Origin of the sequence: Variovorax sp. CF313 (assembly GCF_000282635.1) — a bacterium.
GTDB lineage: Bacteria > Pseudomonadota > Gammaproteobacteria > Burkholderiales > Burkholderiaceae_C > Variovorax.
Genome location: NZ_AKIW01000105.1, coordinates 1 through 16,423, shown reverse-complemented (window position 1 = coordinate 16,423; position 16,423 = coordinate 1). Strand labels below are relative to the sequence as shown.

Sequence of the window (16,423 nt, the reverse complement as noted above, 5' to 3'; positions counted from 1 at the left end):
CGATCTTGTTCCTGACGCTGAGGGGACAGCCGACGCATTGTGCGGGCCACCCGTCGCGCCCCCGCCCGCGCAAAGACCGATATGCTTGTAGGACGACGGACCCGAGACATTCCGCCGCCCCATGACCTCCCCACAGACCTCCGAAGCAGCGACCACGCCGGCCCCGCCCTCCATCGGCACGCTGCGCGAACGCTATGGCGAGCGTTACCGCTGGTACCTGCTGCTGTCGGTCATGGTGGGCACGATGGCGTCGATCATGTCCTCGACCATCGTCAACGTGGCGATCCCCGGCATGAGCCACCACTTCTCGCTCGGCCAGGAACGCGCGCAGTGGGTGAGCTCCGGCTTCATGGTGGCGATGACGGTGTCGATGCTCACCACGCCCTGGCTGCTGTCGCGCTACGGCTACCGGCGCACCTACGTGGGCACCATGCTGCTGCTGCTCGCAGGCGGTATCGTGGGCGGCGTGGCCAACGACTTCTCGCTGGTGCTGCTCGCGCGCGTGGCCGAGGGGCTGGCGGCGGGCGTGGTGCAGCCCATCCCGGCCATCATCATCCTGCGCGCCTTCGAGCCGCACGAGCAGGGACGCGCGAGCGGCATCTTCGGCATGGGCGTGGTGCTGGCGCCGGCGGTGGGGCCGAGCATCGGCGGGGTGCTGGTCGACCTGTTCGGCTGGCGCTCGATCTTCTTCATGGTGGTGCCGTTCTGCCTGGCCTCGCTGTGGCTGGCCTACAAGTTCGTGCCGACCACCGCGCCGGGCGGCGTGGCCGCGGCGCGCGGCGGCGGGCTCGATGCGCGCGGGCTGGCGCTGGGCACGGTCGGCACGCTGTGCCTGCTGAACGGGCTGGTCGCGCTGCGCGGCGATTCGCCCCTGCAGGCCGGCCTGCTGCTGGCGGGCGCGCTGGTGTCGTTCGCCGCCTTCGTGTGGTGGCAGCGGCGGCTCGCGGCCTCGGGCGGCACGCCGCTGATGAACCTCGCGCTGTTCCAGTACCGGCAATTCGCCATGGGCAGCGTGGTGGCCTTCATCTACGGCACGGCGCTGTTCGGTTCGACCTACCTGCTGCCGGTATACATGCAGGTGGGCCTGCATCTGTCGGCCTCGCACGTGGGCACCATCCTGCTGCCGGCGGGCATCGTGCTCGCGCTGACCATCGCCGGCGTCGGCCGGCTGGCCGACCAGCACCCGACCTGGGTGCTGGTGACGATCGGCCTCGCGCTGCTGGCGGCGTCGTTCGCGCTGATGATGGTGCTGCGGCTCGACAGCGCGCTGTGGCTGCTGGTGGCCTTCGCGATCATCGGGCGCATCGGGCTGGGCTTCATCCTGCCCTCGCTCAACCTGGGCTCGATGCGGCCGCTGGCCAAGCCGCTGATCCCGCAGGGCGCGAGCGCCATCAACTTCGTGCGCATGCTGGGCGGCGCGGCGGGCGTGAGCCTGTGCGCCATCGTTCTCGAGTGGCGGCTGGCGGCGCATGGCGATTCGCTCGCCAACCCGATGAGCAGCCCGGCGCGACTGGCCGCCTTCGATGAGGTGTTCGCGATGCTGGCAGGGCTTTGCGCGATTGCCATCTGCGCGGCCTGGCAGTTGCGCCGCCCACCACAACAAGGGTAAGCACTCAGTACTACCTAAGACCCTATCGTTTCTAATTGTTAACAGTTGTTAAACACAGTTAGAGTGGGTCTTACATCATGCAACGCAGAAGTTTTATCGCCTCGACGGCGGTTCTCGCCGGCGGCCTCGCGCGGCTCTCGTCTGTGCAAGCCGCCGAGGCGGGGGTGAGCGACAGTGAAATCGTGCTCGGCAGCTCGGCCGTGCTGAGCGGTCCGCTCGGCTCGCAGATCAAGGTCGTGCACAACGGTGCCGCGCTGGCGTTCGATTCGGTCAACGAACAGGGCGGCGTGGGCGGACGCAAGATCAAGATGGTGGCGCTGGACGACGAGCTGAAGGCCGACAAGGCGGTGGAGAACTACGGCAAGCTGCTGAACGACCACCGCGTGTTCGCCTTCTTCGGCTGCGTGGGCTCGGGCACGACGGCCGCTGCGGCCAAGCTGCTGCAGCAGAGCGGCGCGCCCAGCGTGGGCGGCTACGGGGTGGGCGACAGCGCGCGCGAACGCGTGGCGGGCTCGGCCTACTTCGTGCGCGCCAGCAACGCACGCGAAGCACAGGCCCTGGTCGAGCACCTGGCCACCATCGGCGTGAACAAGATCGCCATCGCCCACCTCGACAACCCCGGCGGCGCCGAGGCGGTCAAGCTGATCGAGGCGGCCATGGCCCCCCGCAAGCTCGCGCCGACGGCCACGGTCATGGTCAAGGGCGACGGCTCGAACGCCGCCGCCGCCGGCAAGGCGCTGGCCGACAGCCAGTCCCAGGCCATCCTGATGTACCTGGCCGGCACCGTGGCGGGCGAGGTGATCAAGGCCACCTACGACGCCGGCAGCAAGCCAATGTTCTATGGCATGTCGATCGTGCCGGGCGAGGTCACGGCCAAGGTGGTGCCCCTGCAGGCGGGCGGCCTGGCGATCTCGCAGGTCATGCCCTATCCCTGGGGCGAGGTTGAAACCGTGACGCGCGACTATCGCCGGCTGGCCGAGCGGGCGCAGGTGCCGGTGGGCTACGGCAGCTTCGAGGGCTACCTGAACGCACTGGTGATGATCGAGGCGCTCAAGCGCACCGGCCGCGACCTGACGCGCGCGCGCCTGCATGCGACGCTGCGCGCGCTCAAGCTGCGCCTGGCCGGCATGGACATCGATTTCTCGACCGGCGGCACCACCGGCTCGCGCTTCATCGAGATGGTGCGCGTCACGCCCGAAGGCCGCTTCGTGCGCTGAAAGGGCGAGCGGATTCGCCAAGCGGCTGGCGCTCGCGCTTTAATGGCGCCATGTGCCAATTGCTTGGAATGAATTGCAACACGCCCACGGACGTGACCTTCAGCTTCACCGGCTTCGCTCAACGCGGCGGCCGCACCGATCATCACGCCGATGGCTGGGGCATCGCGTTCTTCGAGGACCGCGGGCTGCGCCACTTCGTCGATCACCAGCCGGCGTGCGAATCGCCGGTGGCGGAGCTGATCCGGCGCTACCCCATACAGAGCCGCAACGTCATCGCGCACATCCGCAAGGCGACGCAGGGCGAGGTCAACCTGCAGAACTGCCACCCGTTCGTGCGGGAGCTCTGGGGGCGCTACTGGGTGTTCGCCCACAACGGCGACCTGAAGGAATTCCGCCCGCGCCTGCACGGCAACTTCCATCCGGTGGGCAACACCGACAGCGAGCACGCCTTCTGCTGGATCATGCAGGAGCTGGCCAAGTCGCATGCGGGCGTGCCGAGCATCGATGAGCTGACGCTCACGCTGCGCGAACTGGCGCCGCAGCTCGCGGCGCACGGCACCTTCAACTTCATGCTGTCCAACGGGCAGGCGCTGTGGGCGCATGCCTCGACCAACCTCTGGTACGTGGAGCGCCGCCATCCCTTCGTGACGGCGCAGTTGTCGGACGAAGACCTGGAGATCGACTTCGCACGGCACACCACGCCCAACGACCGCGTGGCCGTGGTCGTGACCGCACCGCTGACCACCAACGAGACATGGACGCAGTTCACGCCAGGCGAACTGCATGTGTTCGTGGACGGTCAGCGCTCAGTGCGCTGAAGCCCGGGCCAGGTGCGCCTCGAGCGCATCGACGAACATCGCCGGCACGTCGAAGCCCGTCTGCTCGGTGATTTCCTGGAAGCAGGTCGGGCTGGTCACGTTGATCTCGGTGACCGAGTCACCGATCACGTCGAGCCCGATCAGCAGCAGACCGCGCGGCGCAAGCACGCGCCCCACGGTCTCGGCGATCTCGCGATTGCGCGCCGTGAGCGGCTGCGCCACGCCCTTGCCGCCGGCCGCCAGATTGCCGCGCACCTCGGTGCCCTGCGGAATGCGCGCCAGCACGAAAGGCGCCGGCTCGCCCGCGATGATCAGGATGCGCTTGTCGCCCTGTACCACTTCCGGCACGAAGCGCTGCACCATGATCGTTTCGGCGCCGTCCTTGTTGAGCGTCTCGACGATGGAGCCGAGGTTCAGCGCGTCCTGCTTCACGCGGAAGATGCCCATGCCGCCCATGCCGTCGAGCGGCTTCAGGATGATGTCGCCGTGCTCCGCGTGGAAGTCGCGCACCGCCTGCGCGCTGCGCGTGACCAGCGTGGGCGTGATGAACTGCGGAAACTCCATGATCGCGAGCTTCTCGGGGTGGTCGCGCAGCGCGCGCGGCGAGTTCACCACCTGCGCACCCTCGCGCTCGGCCTGCTCCAGCAGGTGCGTGGCATAGATGTATTCGGCGTCGAAGGGCGGGTCCTTGCGCATCAGCACGGCGTCGAAATCCTTCAGCGCCTTGGCCTCGGTGATGTCGACGGCGTACCAGTCCCGGGCGTCGCCGGTCAGCGTGATCTGCTGCACCGTGGCCGTGACCACGCCGCCCGATTTCCACTGGATGTCCTGCGGCAGGCAGGCGGCGATGCGATAACCGCGGCGCTGCGCCTCGCGCATCATCGAGAAGGTCGTGTCCTTGTAGATCTTGAAGTGATCGAGCGGATCGGCGACGAAGAGGATGTTTTTCATCAGGCGTTCTTTCTTGCGGTGCCGGGGTACGGTGGCCAATGGCATGGGATATCGGGCGCGATGTTGCCGGAAGCGGCGATGTCCTTGCCGGCGGGGGCTTTTTCCCCTCTTGAACCCGCAGCATCGGACGATTGTGCCGGGAGCCCGCAGTCTCAGGATTGTCAACAATCCCGTCCTCGTAACGTCAACCATCCGGCACGGGAATTGCATGAATCCGGCTCCGACAACTACCGGAGAACCTCGTGGAGACATCCGTTTCGCAGGGCAGCCCCGCTCCCGATCCCGCCGCCGTGGTCGACGAATTCCTTCGCCTGGTGATGATCCCGGACCCGCAGTCGGCCTCCCGCTTCACCGCGCCCGACATCCGCATCCGCTTCACCGGCAACCGCCCGATGAAGGCGCCCGGCGACACCTCGGCCTTCAACGCGAAGCGCTATGCATGGGTCAAGAAGAAGATCGAGCGCACCGAAACGGTGGCTGGCGGCACGCCCGAGGAAACGGTGGTCTACAGCCTCGGCACGCTCTACGGTGCATGGCCCGACGGCACGGCCTTCGAAGGCAATCGCTATGTCGACCGTTATGTGGTGCGCCACGGCCTGATCGTGCAGATGGACGTCTGGAACGACAGCGCCGAATGGCTGCTGGTGCGCGCCGGCCTCGCCGTGCTGTGAGGCCAGCGGCATGACGACGCGCTGGCCCGACCGGCTCCCCACGCACGATCGCTTCGACTACCGGCCCATCACGCGGCGGCCCGACTATGTCTGGCCGAACGGCGCGCGGCTGGCGGTGTACATCGGCTTCAACGTCGAGCACTTCGCCTTCGGCGACGGGCTGGGCGCATGCATCGGCCCGGCCTCGCCGCAACCCGACGTGCTCAACCACGGCTGGCGCGAGTACGGCAACCGCGTCGGTGCGTGGCGCTGCCTCGAACTGTTCGACGCGCTCGCGATGCCCACAGGCGCGCTCGTCAACACCGCGCTGTACGACCACTGCCCCGAGTTGGTCCAGGCGCTGGTGGCGCGCGGCGACGAACTGATCGGCCACGGCCACAGCAATGCCGAGCGCCAGGGCGTGCTCGACGAGGAGCACGAGCGCGCACTGCTGCTGCGCTGCCGCGAGCGCATGCTGCGCGAAAGCGGGCAGGCGCCCACCGGCTGGCTCTCGCCATGGATCTCCGAAAGCGTCCTCACGCCCGACCTGCTGGCCGAAACCGGCTACGGCTACACCCTCAACTGGTGCCACGACGACCAGCCGCTGCGCATGCGCACGCGCGGTGGCGGTTCGCTGTGGTCGGTGCCGTACCCGCAGGAACTCAACGACATCCCGATGATCGTCGGCCGCCTGATGGACGCGAAGGACTTCAGCGCCATGGTGATCGACAACTTCGAGGAAATGCTTGACCAGTCGCGCGCGCAGCCGCTGGTGATGGGCCTGGCGCTGCATCCGTACATCGTCGGGCAGCCGTACCGGCTGAGACACCTGCGCACCGCGCTCGCGCGCCTGGCGCAGGCGCGCGAGCGAGGCGATGTCTGGTTCACCACGCCGGGCGCGATCGCCTCGCATGTGGCGAGGCTCGAGAGGGATCGGCCCGGGGAGTTCGGCTGAGGCGCACCGCGCCAGGCCTCAGATCTCGATCTTCGACCCCAGCTCCACCACCGCGTTGTTCGGCAGCCCCAGGAACGCCGCCGCTCCGCTCGCGTTGTGGTGCATCTGCGCGAACAGCTTCTCGCGCCACGGCGCCATGCCGCTGCCGAGCGTGGGGATGACCACGTCGCGCGACAGGAAGTAGCTGGTCGTCATCTGTTCCAGCTGGCAGCCGCGCATGCGCGCGTTTTCGAGTGCGCGCGGCAGGTCGATGTCGTTCTTGAAGCCGTAGTGCACCATGATCTGCCAGCAGTGGTGGCCGAGCGCCTCGATCTCGATGCGCTTGTCCATCGGGATCCATGGCACCTCGTGGTTGCGCACGGTCACGAACATGTTCTGCTCGTGCAGCACCTTGTTGTGCTTCAGGTTGTGCAGCAGCGCGTTGGGCACGGTGCCCGGCTCGGCCGTGAGGAACACCGCCGTGCCGTCCACGCGTGCCGGCGGGCTCACGAACACCGAGCCGAGAAAGGACTTCAGGTCGATCGCATCGGCATGCTGCGCCTCGCCCATCAGGCGGCGGCCTTCCTTCCACGTGATCATCAGCGTGAAGACGAAGCCGCCGATCAGCAGCGGGAACCAGCCGCCTTCGAACAGCTTGAGCAGGTTCGACGCGAAGAACAGGAAGTCGACGACGAAGAAGACCGCGGTCGACGCGATGCACAGCGCCAGCGGCAGCTTCCACGCATAGCGGATCACGAAGAAGGTCAGCACCGTGGTGATCAGCATGTCGGTGGTCACGGCGATGCCGTAGGCCGCGGCCAGGCTGCTCGACGAGCGGAACATGACCACCGCCAGCACGATGGCCACGAACAGGCCCCAGTTGACCAGCGGGATATAGATCTGGCCCGCCGTACGCACGCTGGTGTGCTCGATGTTCAGGCGCGGCAGGTAGCCCAGCTGGATGACCTGGCGCGTGACGCTGAAGGCGCCCGTGATCAGGGCCTGCGACGCGATCACGGTGGCCGCGGTGGCCAGCAGCACCAGCGGGATGAGCGCCCATTCGGGCGCCATCATGAAGAACGGGTTCTTCACCGCCTCGGGGTTCTCCAGCAGCAGCGCGCCCTGGCCGAAGTAGTTGAGCGTGAGCGCCGGCATCACCACCGAGAACCATGCGATGCGGATCGGGCTCTTGCCGAAGTGCCCCAGGTCGGCGTACAGCGCCTCGGCGCCGGTCACGCACAGCACGGTGGCGCCCAGCAGGATGAAGCTGGTGCCGGGGTTGTCCCACATGAACTTCAGCGCGTAGAACGGATTCAGCGCCTTCAGGATCTCGGGGTGGTGCAGGATCTGGGACACGCCGAGCACGGCGATCGCCAGGAACCACACCAGCGTGATCGGCCCGAAGAACTTGCCGATGCCTGCCGTGCCGCGCTTCTGCACCACGAACAGGCAGAACAGCACGACCAGCGTGAGCGGAATGACGTAGTGCGTGAAGTGTGGCGACACCACCTCCAGGCCCTCGACCGCCGAGAGCACCGAGATGGCCGGGGTGATGACCCCGTCGCCATAGAAAAGCGAGGTGCCGAAGATGCCGACCACCAGCAGCACGTGGCGCAGCCTGGGCTTGTCGGCCACCGCGCGGGAGGCCAGCGCGAGCATGGCGACGAGGCCGCCTTCGCCTTCGTTGTCGGCGCGCAGCACGAGCACGACGTACTTGATGGAGACGATGACGGTGAGCGTCCAGAAGAACATCGAGAGGATGCCGTAGACGTTCCCGACGGTGAACGGCACATGGCCGTGGCCGAACACTTCCTTGACGGCATACAGCACGCTGGTGCCGATGTCGCCATAGACGACGCCGATGGCGCCGACGATCAGGCCGGCTGAGAGATTTTTGGGGGCTGACACGAGGTCGATGGGAAAAGGACAGGCTGCTGGAATCGACGCGTCAGACACGCCAGGGTGCGACACGGGGGAACTTTAGTTCACCATTGTCACCCCTCCCGCCCTTTTGTTTCCGTTGCTGTGGGGCCGCTATTTTGCCGCTGCTTGCGACCGGCGCAAGCCGCCGCCAGCCACCCCGGGAAATCATTCGTAGATTTCGGCGTCCGGATCGGTCGCTTCCATTTCGTAGCTGGCGGCCACCATGGCCAGCCGGCCCACCACGCCGTACATGTAGAAGCGGTTCGGGGCACTGGCGCCGGGCTTGGCGCCGGGCTGAGGCAAGTGCGCACTTTCAGAGAAAGCCAGCGGCACGAAGCTCGCGCCCGGCAGCTTCAGGTTCTCGTCGGCGGCGCGCTCGGCATGCACGCGGTAGAAGCCGCCCACCACGTAGCGATCCATCATGTAGACCACCGGTTCGGCCACGCCGTTGTGCACGCGCTCGTTGGTCAGCACGCCTTCCTGCACGATCAGCTCGGTGGGGTCGCGCAGATCGCGGCTGGCGCCCGGCCTGGCAGCGGGAATGCCGGCCGCAGCGCGGGGCTTGCCGATCAGCGCCTCCACGTCCTTGGCGTCGCGCACCGTCACCACGCCCGGACTGCCGCTGCCGCTGTGGCCGCCCTTGACGACCACAAACGGCTTCTCGTTGATGCCGTATTCCTTGTACTTGCGGCGCACCTTGGTCAGCACCGCGTCCACATGGCTGGTCAGCACGTCGATGCCGCGGCCCTCGGCCACGTCCACGCCTTCGGCGCGCGCATAGATCGGGTTGATGAGCCAGGGGTCGATGCCCAGCAGCTTGCCGAAGCGCTTGGACAGCTCCTCGTAGCTGTGCAGGTGGTTGCTCTTGCGGCGCACCGACCAGCCTGCATGCAGCGGCGGCAGCAGATACTGCTCGTGCAAGTCTTCGAGGATGCCGGGCGTTCCTGCAGAAAGCTCGTTGTTGAGGAGAATTGTGCAGGGATCGAAGTTCTTCAGCCCCAGGCGGCGCTTGCTGCGCACCACCGGCTCGAGCGTCACGGTGTCGCCGTTGGGCAACTCGATCTTCTTGGAAGTCTTGATGGCGGGGTCGATGGACCCGATGCGCACATTGAGCCCCGCCATATGGAAGATGCGCACCAGTTGCGCAACGTTGGCGAGATAAAAGGTGTTCTTGGAGTGATTTTCCGGAATGACGAGCAGGTTGCGCGCTTCCGGACAGATCTTCTCGATGGCCGCCTGCGCGGCCTGCACCGCCAGCGGCAGCATTTCCTTGGTGAGGTTGTTCCAGCCGCCCGGGAACAGGTTGGTGTCGACCGGGGCCAGCTTGAAGCCGGCGTTGCGGATGTCGACGGCGCTGTAGAACGGCGGCGTGTGCTCCATCCACTCGAGCCGGAACCAGCGCTCGATGGCAGGCATCGAGTCGAGCACCCGCTGCTCCAGTTCGTTGATCGGGCCGGTCAGGGCGGTGACGAGATGCGGAACCATGCGGGCGGCCTTGTTGGTTTTGTGCTTAAAGGTAGAGCGGAATTGTAGGAATTGGGGGTGCCCATCCCGAAGACAAGACCACGACAGCGGCGCGCATCAGGTCCGCACTTCGCCTTGGCCCAGCACCACGTACTTGAGCGAGGTCAGCCCTTCGATCCCCACCGGTCCGCGCGCATGGAACTTGTCGGTGCTGATGCCGATTTCGGCGCCCAGACCGAACTCGAAACCGTCCGCGAAGCGTGTGCTCGCATTGACCATCACGCTGGCCGAATCGACCTCGCGCAGGAAGCGCTGCGCATGCACGTGGTCGCGCGTGACGATGGCGTCGGTGTGGTGGCTCGAATAGCGGTTGATGTGCGCAATGGCCTCGTCCACGCCAGCCACCACCTTGATGCTGATGACGGCGGCCAGGTATTCCTCGGACCAGTCGGATTCGACCGCATCGACCACCCTGGCTTTCGGATCGATCGCACCGTCGGCGCGCAGGATGGCGGCGGCGGCCGGATCGCAGCGCATTTCCACACCCTTGGCCGCGAAGATGGCGGCGATCTCGGGCAGGAAGTCGTCGGCCACCGAGGCCGACACCAGCAGGCCTTCGGCGGCATTGCAGGGGCTGTACTTCTGGGTCTTGGCGTTGTCGACGATACGCAGCGCCATGTCGAACTCGGCCGTATCGTCCACGTAGACGTGGCAGTTGCCGTCCAGGTGCTTGATGACCGGCACCTTGGCGTCGCGGCTGATGCGCTCGATCAGGCCCTTGCCGCCGCGCGGAATGATCACGTCGACGAACTCGGGCATGGCGATCAGCTGGCCGACGGCTTCGCGGTCGGTGGTCTGTACCAGCTGCACCGCATCGACCGGCAGGCCGGCTTCGGCCAGCGCCTCGGACACCAGCAGCGCCAGCGCCTTGTTCGACTCGATGGCTTCCGAGCCGCCGCGCAGGATGGCCGCGTTGCCGCTCTTGATGGCCAGGCTCGCGGCCTCGATGGTCACGTTGGGGCGGCTCTCGTAGATCATGCCGAAGACGCCGATCGGCACGCGCATCTGGCCCACGCGGATGCCGCTGGGCTGCTGCTTCATGCCGATGATCTCGCCGATCACGTCGGCCATGCCGGCGAGTTGCTCGCAGCCGAGCGCCACGGTCTCGATGACCTTGGGCGTGAGCTTGAGGCGGTCCACCATCGGCGCCGAGAGGCCGGCGGCCGTGGCGCGCTCGAGGTCCTTCTGGTTGGCTACGGCCAGCACCGGGCCGGCTTCGCGCAGGCGCCGGGCCAGCGCCTTCAATGCCTTGTTTTTGGTGGCTGCATCCGCACGGGCCATGAGGAATGCAGCGGCTTTGGCTTGCAGACCCAGGGTCTGCATGTGCTCGCTGACGTTGAACGCATTCATGTGTTCATTTTCCCACGCCGACCTGTGACCCGGCTTACACGGGCCTTTTGATGGCTGGAGCCATCGTGCGCGGGCCGAGTCAGGCGCGTCGCGGAGCGGTCGCCGCGCTGCTGCACGCGCGGCACAGCATCAGCGCCAGCCGCTGCAGGGCCTGCCAGCCGCTGGCGGGCCAGTCGGGCTGCTTCAGGCCCTTCACGATGCCGTCCACCACGTGCGCCGCGCGCAGCAGCCGGGCCAGCATGCGGTCGTCCAGGCGCGGCAGCACGCGCTCGAAGGCGCGCTCGCGCGGGCCCCAGATGCGGTTCTCGCGCAGCGCCATCGGCAGCGGGCGCCCCGAGGCCATGGCGTCCTTCACGCGCTTGAGCGCACGGATGTCCTCCGCGATCGTGTAGTGCACCAGCACCTCGGCCTCGCCCTCGGCCTGCAGGCCGTCGAGCATGCGCGCCACGCGCTGAGGGTTGCCGGCCAGCACGGCTTCGGACAGCTTGAACACGTCGTAGCGCGCCACGTTGTTGACCGCAGCCTCGACCTGCTCCCAGCTCAGCTCGCCGGCCGGGTGCAGCAGCGCGAGCTTCTGGATTTCCTGGTGCGCGGCGAGCAGGTTGCCCTCCACGCGATCGGCGAAGAACTGCAGCGTGCGCTGGCCTTCGTCGCCAGGCATCACGCGCTGGCCCTGCTGGCCCAGGCGCTGCGCAATCCATTGCGGCAGCGCGTTGCGCTCGATCGGGTCGACCTGGATGCTCGCACCGTTGTTCTCCAGCGCCGAGAACCAGGCGCCGGTGCGCGTGGCCTTGTCCAGCCGCGGCAGCATCACCAGCGTGAGCGTGCTGTCGTTGCCGGTCGCAGCCTCGGCAAGCTGCTGCAGCGCCGTGCTGCCGTCCTTGCCGGGCTTGCCCGAGGGAATGCGGATCTCGACGATCTGCCTGTCGGCGAACAACGAGAGCGAGCCCCCGGCCGCGAGCACCGCGCTCCAGTCGAAGTGCGCGCCGGCCACGGTGTACGAGCTGCGCTCGGTGTAGCCCTGCGCACGCGCGGCGGTGCGGATGGCGTCGGCCGCCTCCTGCGCGAGCAACGGCTCGTCGCCGTGGATCGTGTAGAGCGGCTTCAGGCCCTTCTGGAGGTGGGCCCCGAGCTGGGCGCTGGCGAGTTGCATGGCAATCGAATGGAGGCCGGAGCGCGCAGCCTCAGAGTTCCTTGACGGCTGCCAGGCGGCGCATCAGCTGCTGCGCGATATCCGCCTGCATGTCGCGGAACAGCAGATCGGCCTCGCCTTCCTTGGCCAGCGCATTGGTTTCGTTGAAGCTCAGGTCGCGCGTCTGCGAAACCTCGGTGGCCGGCAGCAGGTCCTTGCCGCCCGGCGTGCGCAGGCGGAAGCGCACGCGCAGCTGCAGCTGCAGCTCGCGCACGAGGCCGGCCGAATTGGTCGAGATCACGAAGCGGTTGCGATCCTCGCCGAGGATCTCGAGCACCACGTCGGCGGTGGAGGACTGGTCGGCCGGCACCAATGTCACCGAGCCGGTGGCCCGCAGCTCGCGCCGGATCTGATTGATCATGGCCGAGTTGCCCGACACCGACAGCGTCTTGAAGGCGAAGACCGGCGCCTTGCGCAGCTCGAAGCCGCAGCCCGCCAGGCCGAGCGAAGCGCCCGCCACCGTCAGCCCGAGAAGAAAGCCGCGGCGCGGCAGCGAGGCATTGCGAGTGTTCATGCTTGCTTGAGTCGTTCAGAGAACCACGTTGACCAGGCGGCCGGGAACCACGATCACGCGCTTGGGCGGCGCGCCTTCGGCGAAGTTGACGAAGTCGTCGCAGGCGAGCGCGAGCTCCTCGATCTCGTCCTTCGACGCGCCGGCCGGCACGCTGAGCTTGCCACGCAGCTTGCCGTTGACCTGCAGCATCAGCTCGATCTCGTCCTGCACCAGCGCGCCGACGTCGACCGTGGGCCAGGCCGCGTCGAGCAGGCCGCCCAGGTCCTTGTCGTAGCCGAGTTCGTTCCAGAGCTGCTGGGCGATGTGCGGCGTGGCCGGGTAGAGGCAGCGCAGCAGGATGCCGAAGCCTTCGCGCAGCGCGGCCGCGTCGCCGGTGCTGCCGTCGGGCTTGAAGCCCTCCAGCGCGTTGAGCAGCTTCATCGCGCCCGACACCACGGTGTTGTATTGCATGCGCTGGTAGTCGTAGTCGACCTGGCGCAGCACGGTGTGCACCTCGCGGCGCAGCGCCTGGGCGGACTTGCCGAAGCTCTGGCCCTCGATCGCGACCGGCGCCACGTCCGCCTGCGCCACGCCGAAGTTCCACACGCGGCGCAGGAAACGGTAGCTGCCTTCGACGGCCGCGTCGTTCCACTCGAGCGTGGCCTCGGGCGGCGCGGTGAACATGGTGTACAGGCGCGCGGTGTCGGCGCCGTACTTCTCGATCAGGTCCTGCGGGTCGACGCCGTTGCGCTCGCTCTTGCCCATCTTGCCGACGCCGCCGTACTCGACCTTCGTGCCGTCGGCCAGCGTGCCGCCGGTGATGCGGCCCTGCGCGTCGAGCACCGCCGTGACTTCGAGGGGCGGGAAGTAGTCCTTGCCGCCCTTCTCGTTGCGCTTGTAGAAGATGTGGTTGAGCACCATGCCCTGCGTGAGCAGCTTGCTGAAGGGCTCGTCGGCCTTCACCAGGCCGAGGTCGCGCATCACCTTGGTCCAGAAGCGCGCGTACAGCAGGTGAAGAATCGCGTGCTCGATGCCGCCGATGTACTGGTCCATCGGCATCCAGTAGTCGGCGCCGCCGGCCACCATGGCGTCGTCGTTCTTCGGGTCGCAGTAGCGCATGAAGTACCACGAGCTGTCCACGAAGGTGTCCATCGTGTCGGTCTCGCGCCGCGCGGCCTTGCCGCACACGGGGCAGGTCACACCGGCGTGGAAGCCCTCGTGCTTGTTCAGCGGGTTGCCCGAGCCGTCGGGCACGCAGTCGGTCGGCAGCACCACGGGCAGGTCCTTCTCGGGGACCGGCACCGCGCCGTGCTCTTCGCAATGGATGATCGGGATCGGCGTGCCCCAGTAGCGCTGGCGGCTCACGCCCCAGTCGCGCAGGCGCCAGGTGGTCTGCAGCTCGCCCAGGTCCTTCTGGCCCAGCGCATGCGCCACGGCGGCCACGGCCTCCTTGTAGGTCATGCCGCTGAAGTTGTCGGAGTTGATGGTCACGCCGCGCTGCTTGTCGCCGTACCAGTCCTGCCACTTGTGATAGTCGAAGTGCGGCTCGTCGTCGACCAGCACGACCTGGATGATCTCGATGCCGTACTTGTTGGCGAAGGCGAAGTCGCGCTCGTCATGCGCGGGCACGCCCATCACGGCGCCGTCGCCATAGCCCATGAGCACGTAGTTGCCGACCCACACCGGCACCTGCTCCTCGGTGATCGGATGCATCACCGTGAGGCCGGTGGGCACGCCCTTCTTCTCCTGCGTGGCGAGTTCGGCCTCGGTGGTGCCGCCGGCCTTGCACTCCTCGATGAAGGCCGCGACCTTCGGATCGAGCGTGGCGGCGTGTGCGGCCAGCGGATGCTCGGGCGCGACGGCGCAGAAGGTCACGCCCATGATGGTGTCGGCACGCGTGGTGAACACGTACATGCGGCCGTCCTGGATGAGCTTGCCGTCGGCGCCATGGATGTCATGCGTGAAGGCGAAGCGCAGGCCCTCGCTCTTGCCGATCCAGTTCTCCTGCATCAGCTTGACGCGCTCGGGCCAGCCCGGCAGCTTGTGCTGGGTGTGTTCGAGCAGCTCTTCGGCGTAGTCGCTGATCTTCAGGTAGTAGCCAGGGATCTCGCGGCGCTCGACCGTGGCGCCGGTGCGCCAGCCCTTGCCGTCGATCACCTGCTCGTTGGCCAGCACGGTCTGGTCGACCGGGTCCCAGTTGACGACCTGGGTCTTGCGGTAGGCGATGCCCTTCTCGAGCATCTTCAGGAACAGCCACTGGTTCCACTTGTAGTAGCTCGGATCGCAGGTGGCGATCTCGCGGCTCCAGTCGATCGCCAGGCCCATGGCCTGGAGCTGGCCGCGCATGTAGTCGATGTTCTCGTAGGTCCACTTGGCCGGCGGCACCCCGTTCTTCAGCGCCGCGTTCTCGGCCGGCAGGCCGAAGGCGTCCCAGCCCATGGGCATCAGCACGTTGTAGCCGCTCATGCGCAGGTAGCGCGTGAGCATGTCGTTGATGGTGTAGTTGCGCACGTGGCCCATGTGCAGCTTGCCGCTGGGGTACGGCAGCATCGAGCAGGCGTAGTACTTCTTGCGGCTCGCGTCCTCGGTGACGCGGTAGGCATCGGCGGCGCTCCATTGCGCCTGGGCAGCGGACTCGACGTCGCTGGGTTTGTAGCTGGGATTCATGACGGGTTCGGCAAGACCCGGCGCGGGGTGGCCGGGGAGGACGGATTATCGCGCCGGACTAGACTTGCTCCCCAGCTTGCCGCCTCACGCGGACGGAAAGACACAATGAAATTGCTCTGGAAACATCTCGCCCTGTCCTTCGCGGCCGCCGCCGGCCTTGCCGCCACGCCGCTGTGGGCCCAGCAGAACGACAAGCCCCTGCGCCTCGTCGTGCCCTTCGCCACCGGCGGCGCCCAGGACGTCATCGCCCGCTACCTGGGCGCCAAGCTCACCGACAGGCTTGGCCAGAGCGTCATCGTCGACAACAAGGCCGGCGCTGGCGGCATCGTGGCCGCCGACGCGGTGGCCAAGGCGGCGGACGGGGCCACGGTGCTGCTGGCAACGGGCGGCGCCATCACCATCGCACCCCACCTGCAGGCCAAGCTCCCCTACGACCCGGTGCACGAACTGGTGCCGGTGGCCCTGGTGGCGGACACGCCGATGACGCTGTCCGTGCGCACCGAAAGCCCCTACAAGACCGTGGCCGACGTGCTGCGCGACGCCAAGGCCAGGCCGGGCCAGGTTACCTACGCCTCGACCGGCAACGGCACCGTGTCACACCTGACCGGGGCGCTGCTGGCGCAGGCGAGCGGCGTGAACCTGCTGCACGTGCCCTATCGGGGCGCCGCGCCCGCCATGACGGACCTGCTGGGCGGGCAGGTGGCGGCCATCGTGACCAGCGTGGCCTCGATCGAGCCGATGGTCGCCAGCGGCAAGGCGCGCGTGCTCGGCACCTTCTCCCATGCGGCGCTGCCCGGCATGGGCACGGCCCCGACCATCGGCGAGGCCACGGGCCTGCCGGGCATGGAAGTGCCGGTCTGGGTCGGCGTGATGGCGCCGGCGCGCATGCCGGCGGCGAGCGTCGAGAAGCTGTCCGCGGCGCTGGTCGAGGTGTGCAACCTGCCGGAGACGAAGCAGCGCTTCGCCCAGCTGGGCGCGGTCAATACCTGCGGCGGCCCGGCCGCGCTGGGCAAGGTGGTGGCGGAAGACAGCCAGCGCTGGGCGAAAGTGATCAAGCAAGGCGGAATCAAGGTTGACTAGCTTGGCTCTCCCCCA

Annotated in this window: 13 protein-coding genes; 6 read left to right on the top strand and 7 right to left on the bottom strand. The window is 67.6% G+C overall.

The genetic code is table 11. The features are described 5' to 3' along the window. Nucleotides 1-121 precede the first annotated feature (121 nt). The 3 genes from PMI12_RS24050 to PMI12_RS24040 all read left to right on the top strand — a co-directional run bounded on the left by PMI12_RS24050 (nucleotide 122) and on the right by PMI12_RS24040 (nucleotide 3,644). The gene (locus PMI12_RS24050) at nucleotides 122-1,609 is read left to right on the top strand and encodes a DHA2 family efflux MFS transporter permease subunit (RefSeq protein ID WP_007837655.1); all 1,488 of its coding nucleotides are present in this window, start codon (nucleotides 122-124) and stop codon (nucleotides 1,607-1,609) included. Nucleotides 1,610-1,686: 77 nt separating this feature from the next. Then, nucleotides 1,687-2,826: an ABC transporter substrate-binding protein gene (locus PMI12_RS24045; protein ID WP_007837654.1), complete on the top strand. Its 1,140-nt coding sequence runs from the start codon at nucleotides 1,687-1,689 to the stop codon at nucleotides 2,824-2,826. A gap of 50 nt (nucleotides 2,827-2,876) precedes the next feature. Next, complete coding sequence (locus PMI12_RS24040; RefSeq protein ID WP_042674183.1) at nucleotides 2,877-3,644, top strand: class II glutamine amidotransferase; 768 nt, start codon at nucleotides 2,877-2,879, stop codon at nucleotides 3,642-3,644. On the opposite strand, the gene gshB is transcribed toward PMI12_RS24040, so the two are convergent. After that, nucleotides 3,633-4,595, bottom strand: coding sequence for a glutathione synthase (gshB, locus tag PMI12_RS24035; RefSeq protein ID WP_042674181.1), 963 nt, complete (start codon nucleotides 4,593-4,595; stop codon nucleotides 3,633-3,635). The genes PMI12_RS24040 and gshB overlap by 12 nt on opposite strands. Nucleotides 4,596-4,837: 242 nt before the next feature. Between gshB and PMI12_RS24030 the strand changes: the two genes are divergently transcribed. After that, nucleotides 4,838-5,266: a hypothetical protein gene (locus PMI12_RS24030; RefSeq protein ID WP_007837651.1), complete on the top strand. Its 429-nt coding sequence runs from the start codon at nucleotides 4,838-4,840 to the stop codon at nucleotides 5,264-5,266. Between the two features lie 10 nt (nucleotides 5,267-5,276). Then, complete coding sequence (locus PMI12_RS24025; protein WP_007837646.1) at nucleotides 5,277-6,200, top strand: polysaccharide deacetylase family protein; 924 nt, start codon at nucleotides 5,277-5,279, stop codon at nucleotides 6,198-6,200. An 18-nt stretch (nucleotides 6,201-6,218) separates the two neighbouring features. Here PMI12_RS24025 and PMI12_RS24020 read toward each other — a convergent pair whose 3' ends face one another. The 6 genes from PMI12_RS24020 to leuS all read right to left on the bottom strand — a co-directional run bounded on the left by PMI12_RS24020 (nucleotide 6,219) and on the right by leuS (nucleotide 15,328). Continuing rightward, a complete protein-coding gene (locus PMI12_RS24020; protein WP_007837644.1) occupies nucleotides 6,219-8,087 on the bottom strand; it encodes a potassium transporter Kup in 1,869 nt (622 codons plus the stop codon). A 180-nt stretch (nucleotides 8,088-8,267) separates the two neighbouring features. Then, nucleotides 8,268-9,587: a glutamate--cysteine ligase gene (gene gshA / locus PMI12_RS24015; protein WP_007837642.1), complete on the bottom strand. Its 1,320-nt coding sequence runs from the start codon at nucleotides 9,585-9,587 to the stop codon at nucleotides 8,268-8,270. Nucleotides 9,588-9,683: 96 nt separating this feature from the next. Beyond that, on the bottom strand, nucleotides 9,684-10,976 hold the full coding sequence (locus PMI12_RS24010) for a glutamate-5-semialdehyde dehydrogenase (protein WP_007837640.1): 1,293 nt from the start codon (nucleotides 10,974-10,976) through the stop codon (nucleotides 9,684-9,686). Between the two features lie 79 nt (nucleotides 10,977-11,055). Next, complete coding sequence (holA, locus tag PMI12_RS24005; protein WP_007837639.1) at nucleotides 11,056-12,129, bottom strand: DNA polymerase III subunit delta; 1,074 nt, start codon at nucleotides 12,127-12,129, stop codon at nucleotides 11,056-11,058. Between the two features lie 31 nt (nucleotides 12,130-12,160). Beyond that, nucleotides 12,161-12,682 (bottom strand): LPS-assembly lipoprotein LptE, encoded by a 522-nt coding sequence (locus PMI12_RS24000; protein ID WP_007837637.1) that lies wholly within the window; start codon nucleotides 12,680-12,682, stop codon nucleotides 12,161-12,163. A gap of 15 nt (nucleotides 12,683-12,697) precedes the next feature. Further along, a complete protein-coding gene (gene leuS / locus PMI12_RS23995; RefSeq protein WP_007837635.1) occupies nucleotides 12,698-15,328 on the bottom strand; it encodes a leucine--tRNA ligase in 2,631 nt (876 codons plus the stop codon). 105 nt (nucleotides 15,329-15,433) lie between these two features. Here leuS and PMI12_RS23990 point away from each other — a divergent pair, with 105 nt between their 5' ends. Then, the gene (locus PMI12_RS23990) at nucleotides 15,434-16,408 is read left to right on the top strand and encodes a Bug family tripartite tricarboxylate transporter substrate binding protein (RefSeq protein ID WP_007837633.1); all 975 of its coding nucleotides are present in this window, start codon (nucleotides 15,434-15,436) and stop codon (nucleotides 16,406-16,408) included. The last annotated feature ends 15 nt before the right edge of the window (nucleotides 16,409-16,423 follow it).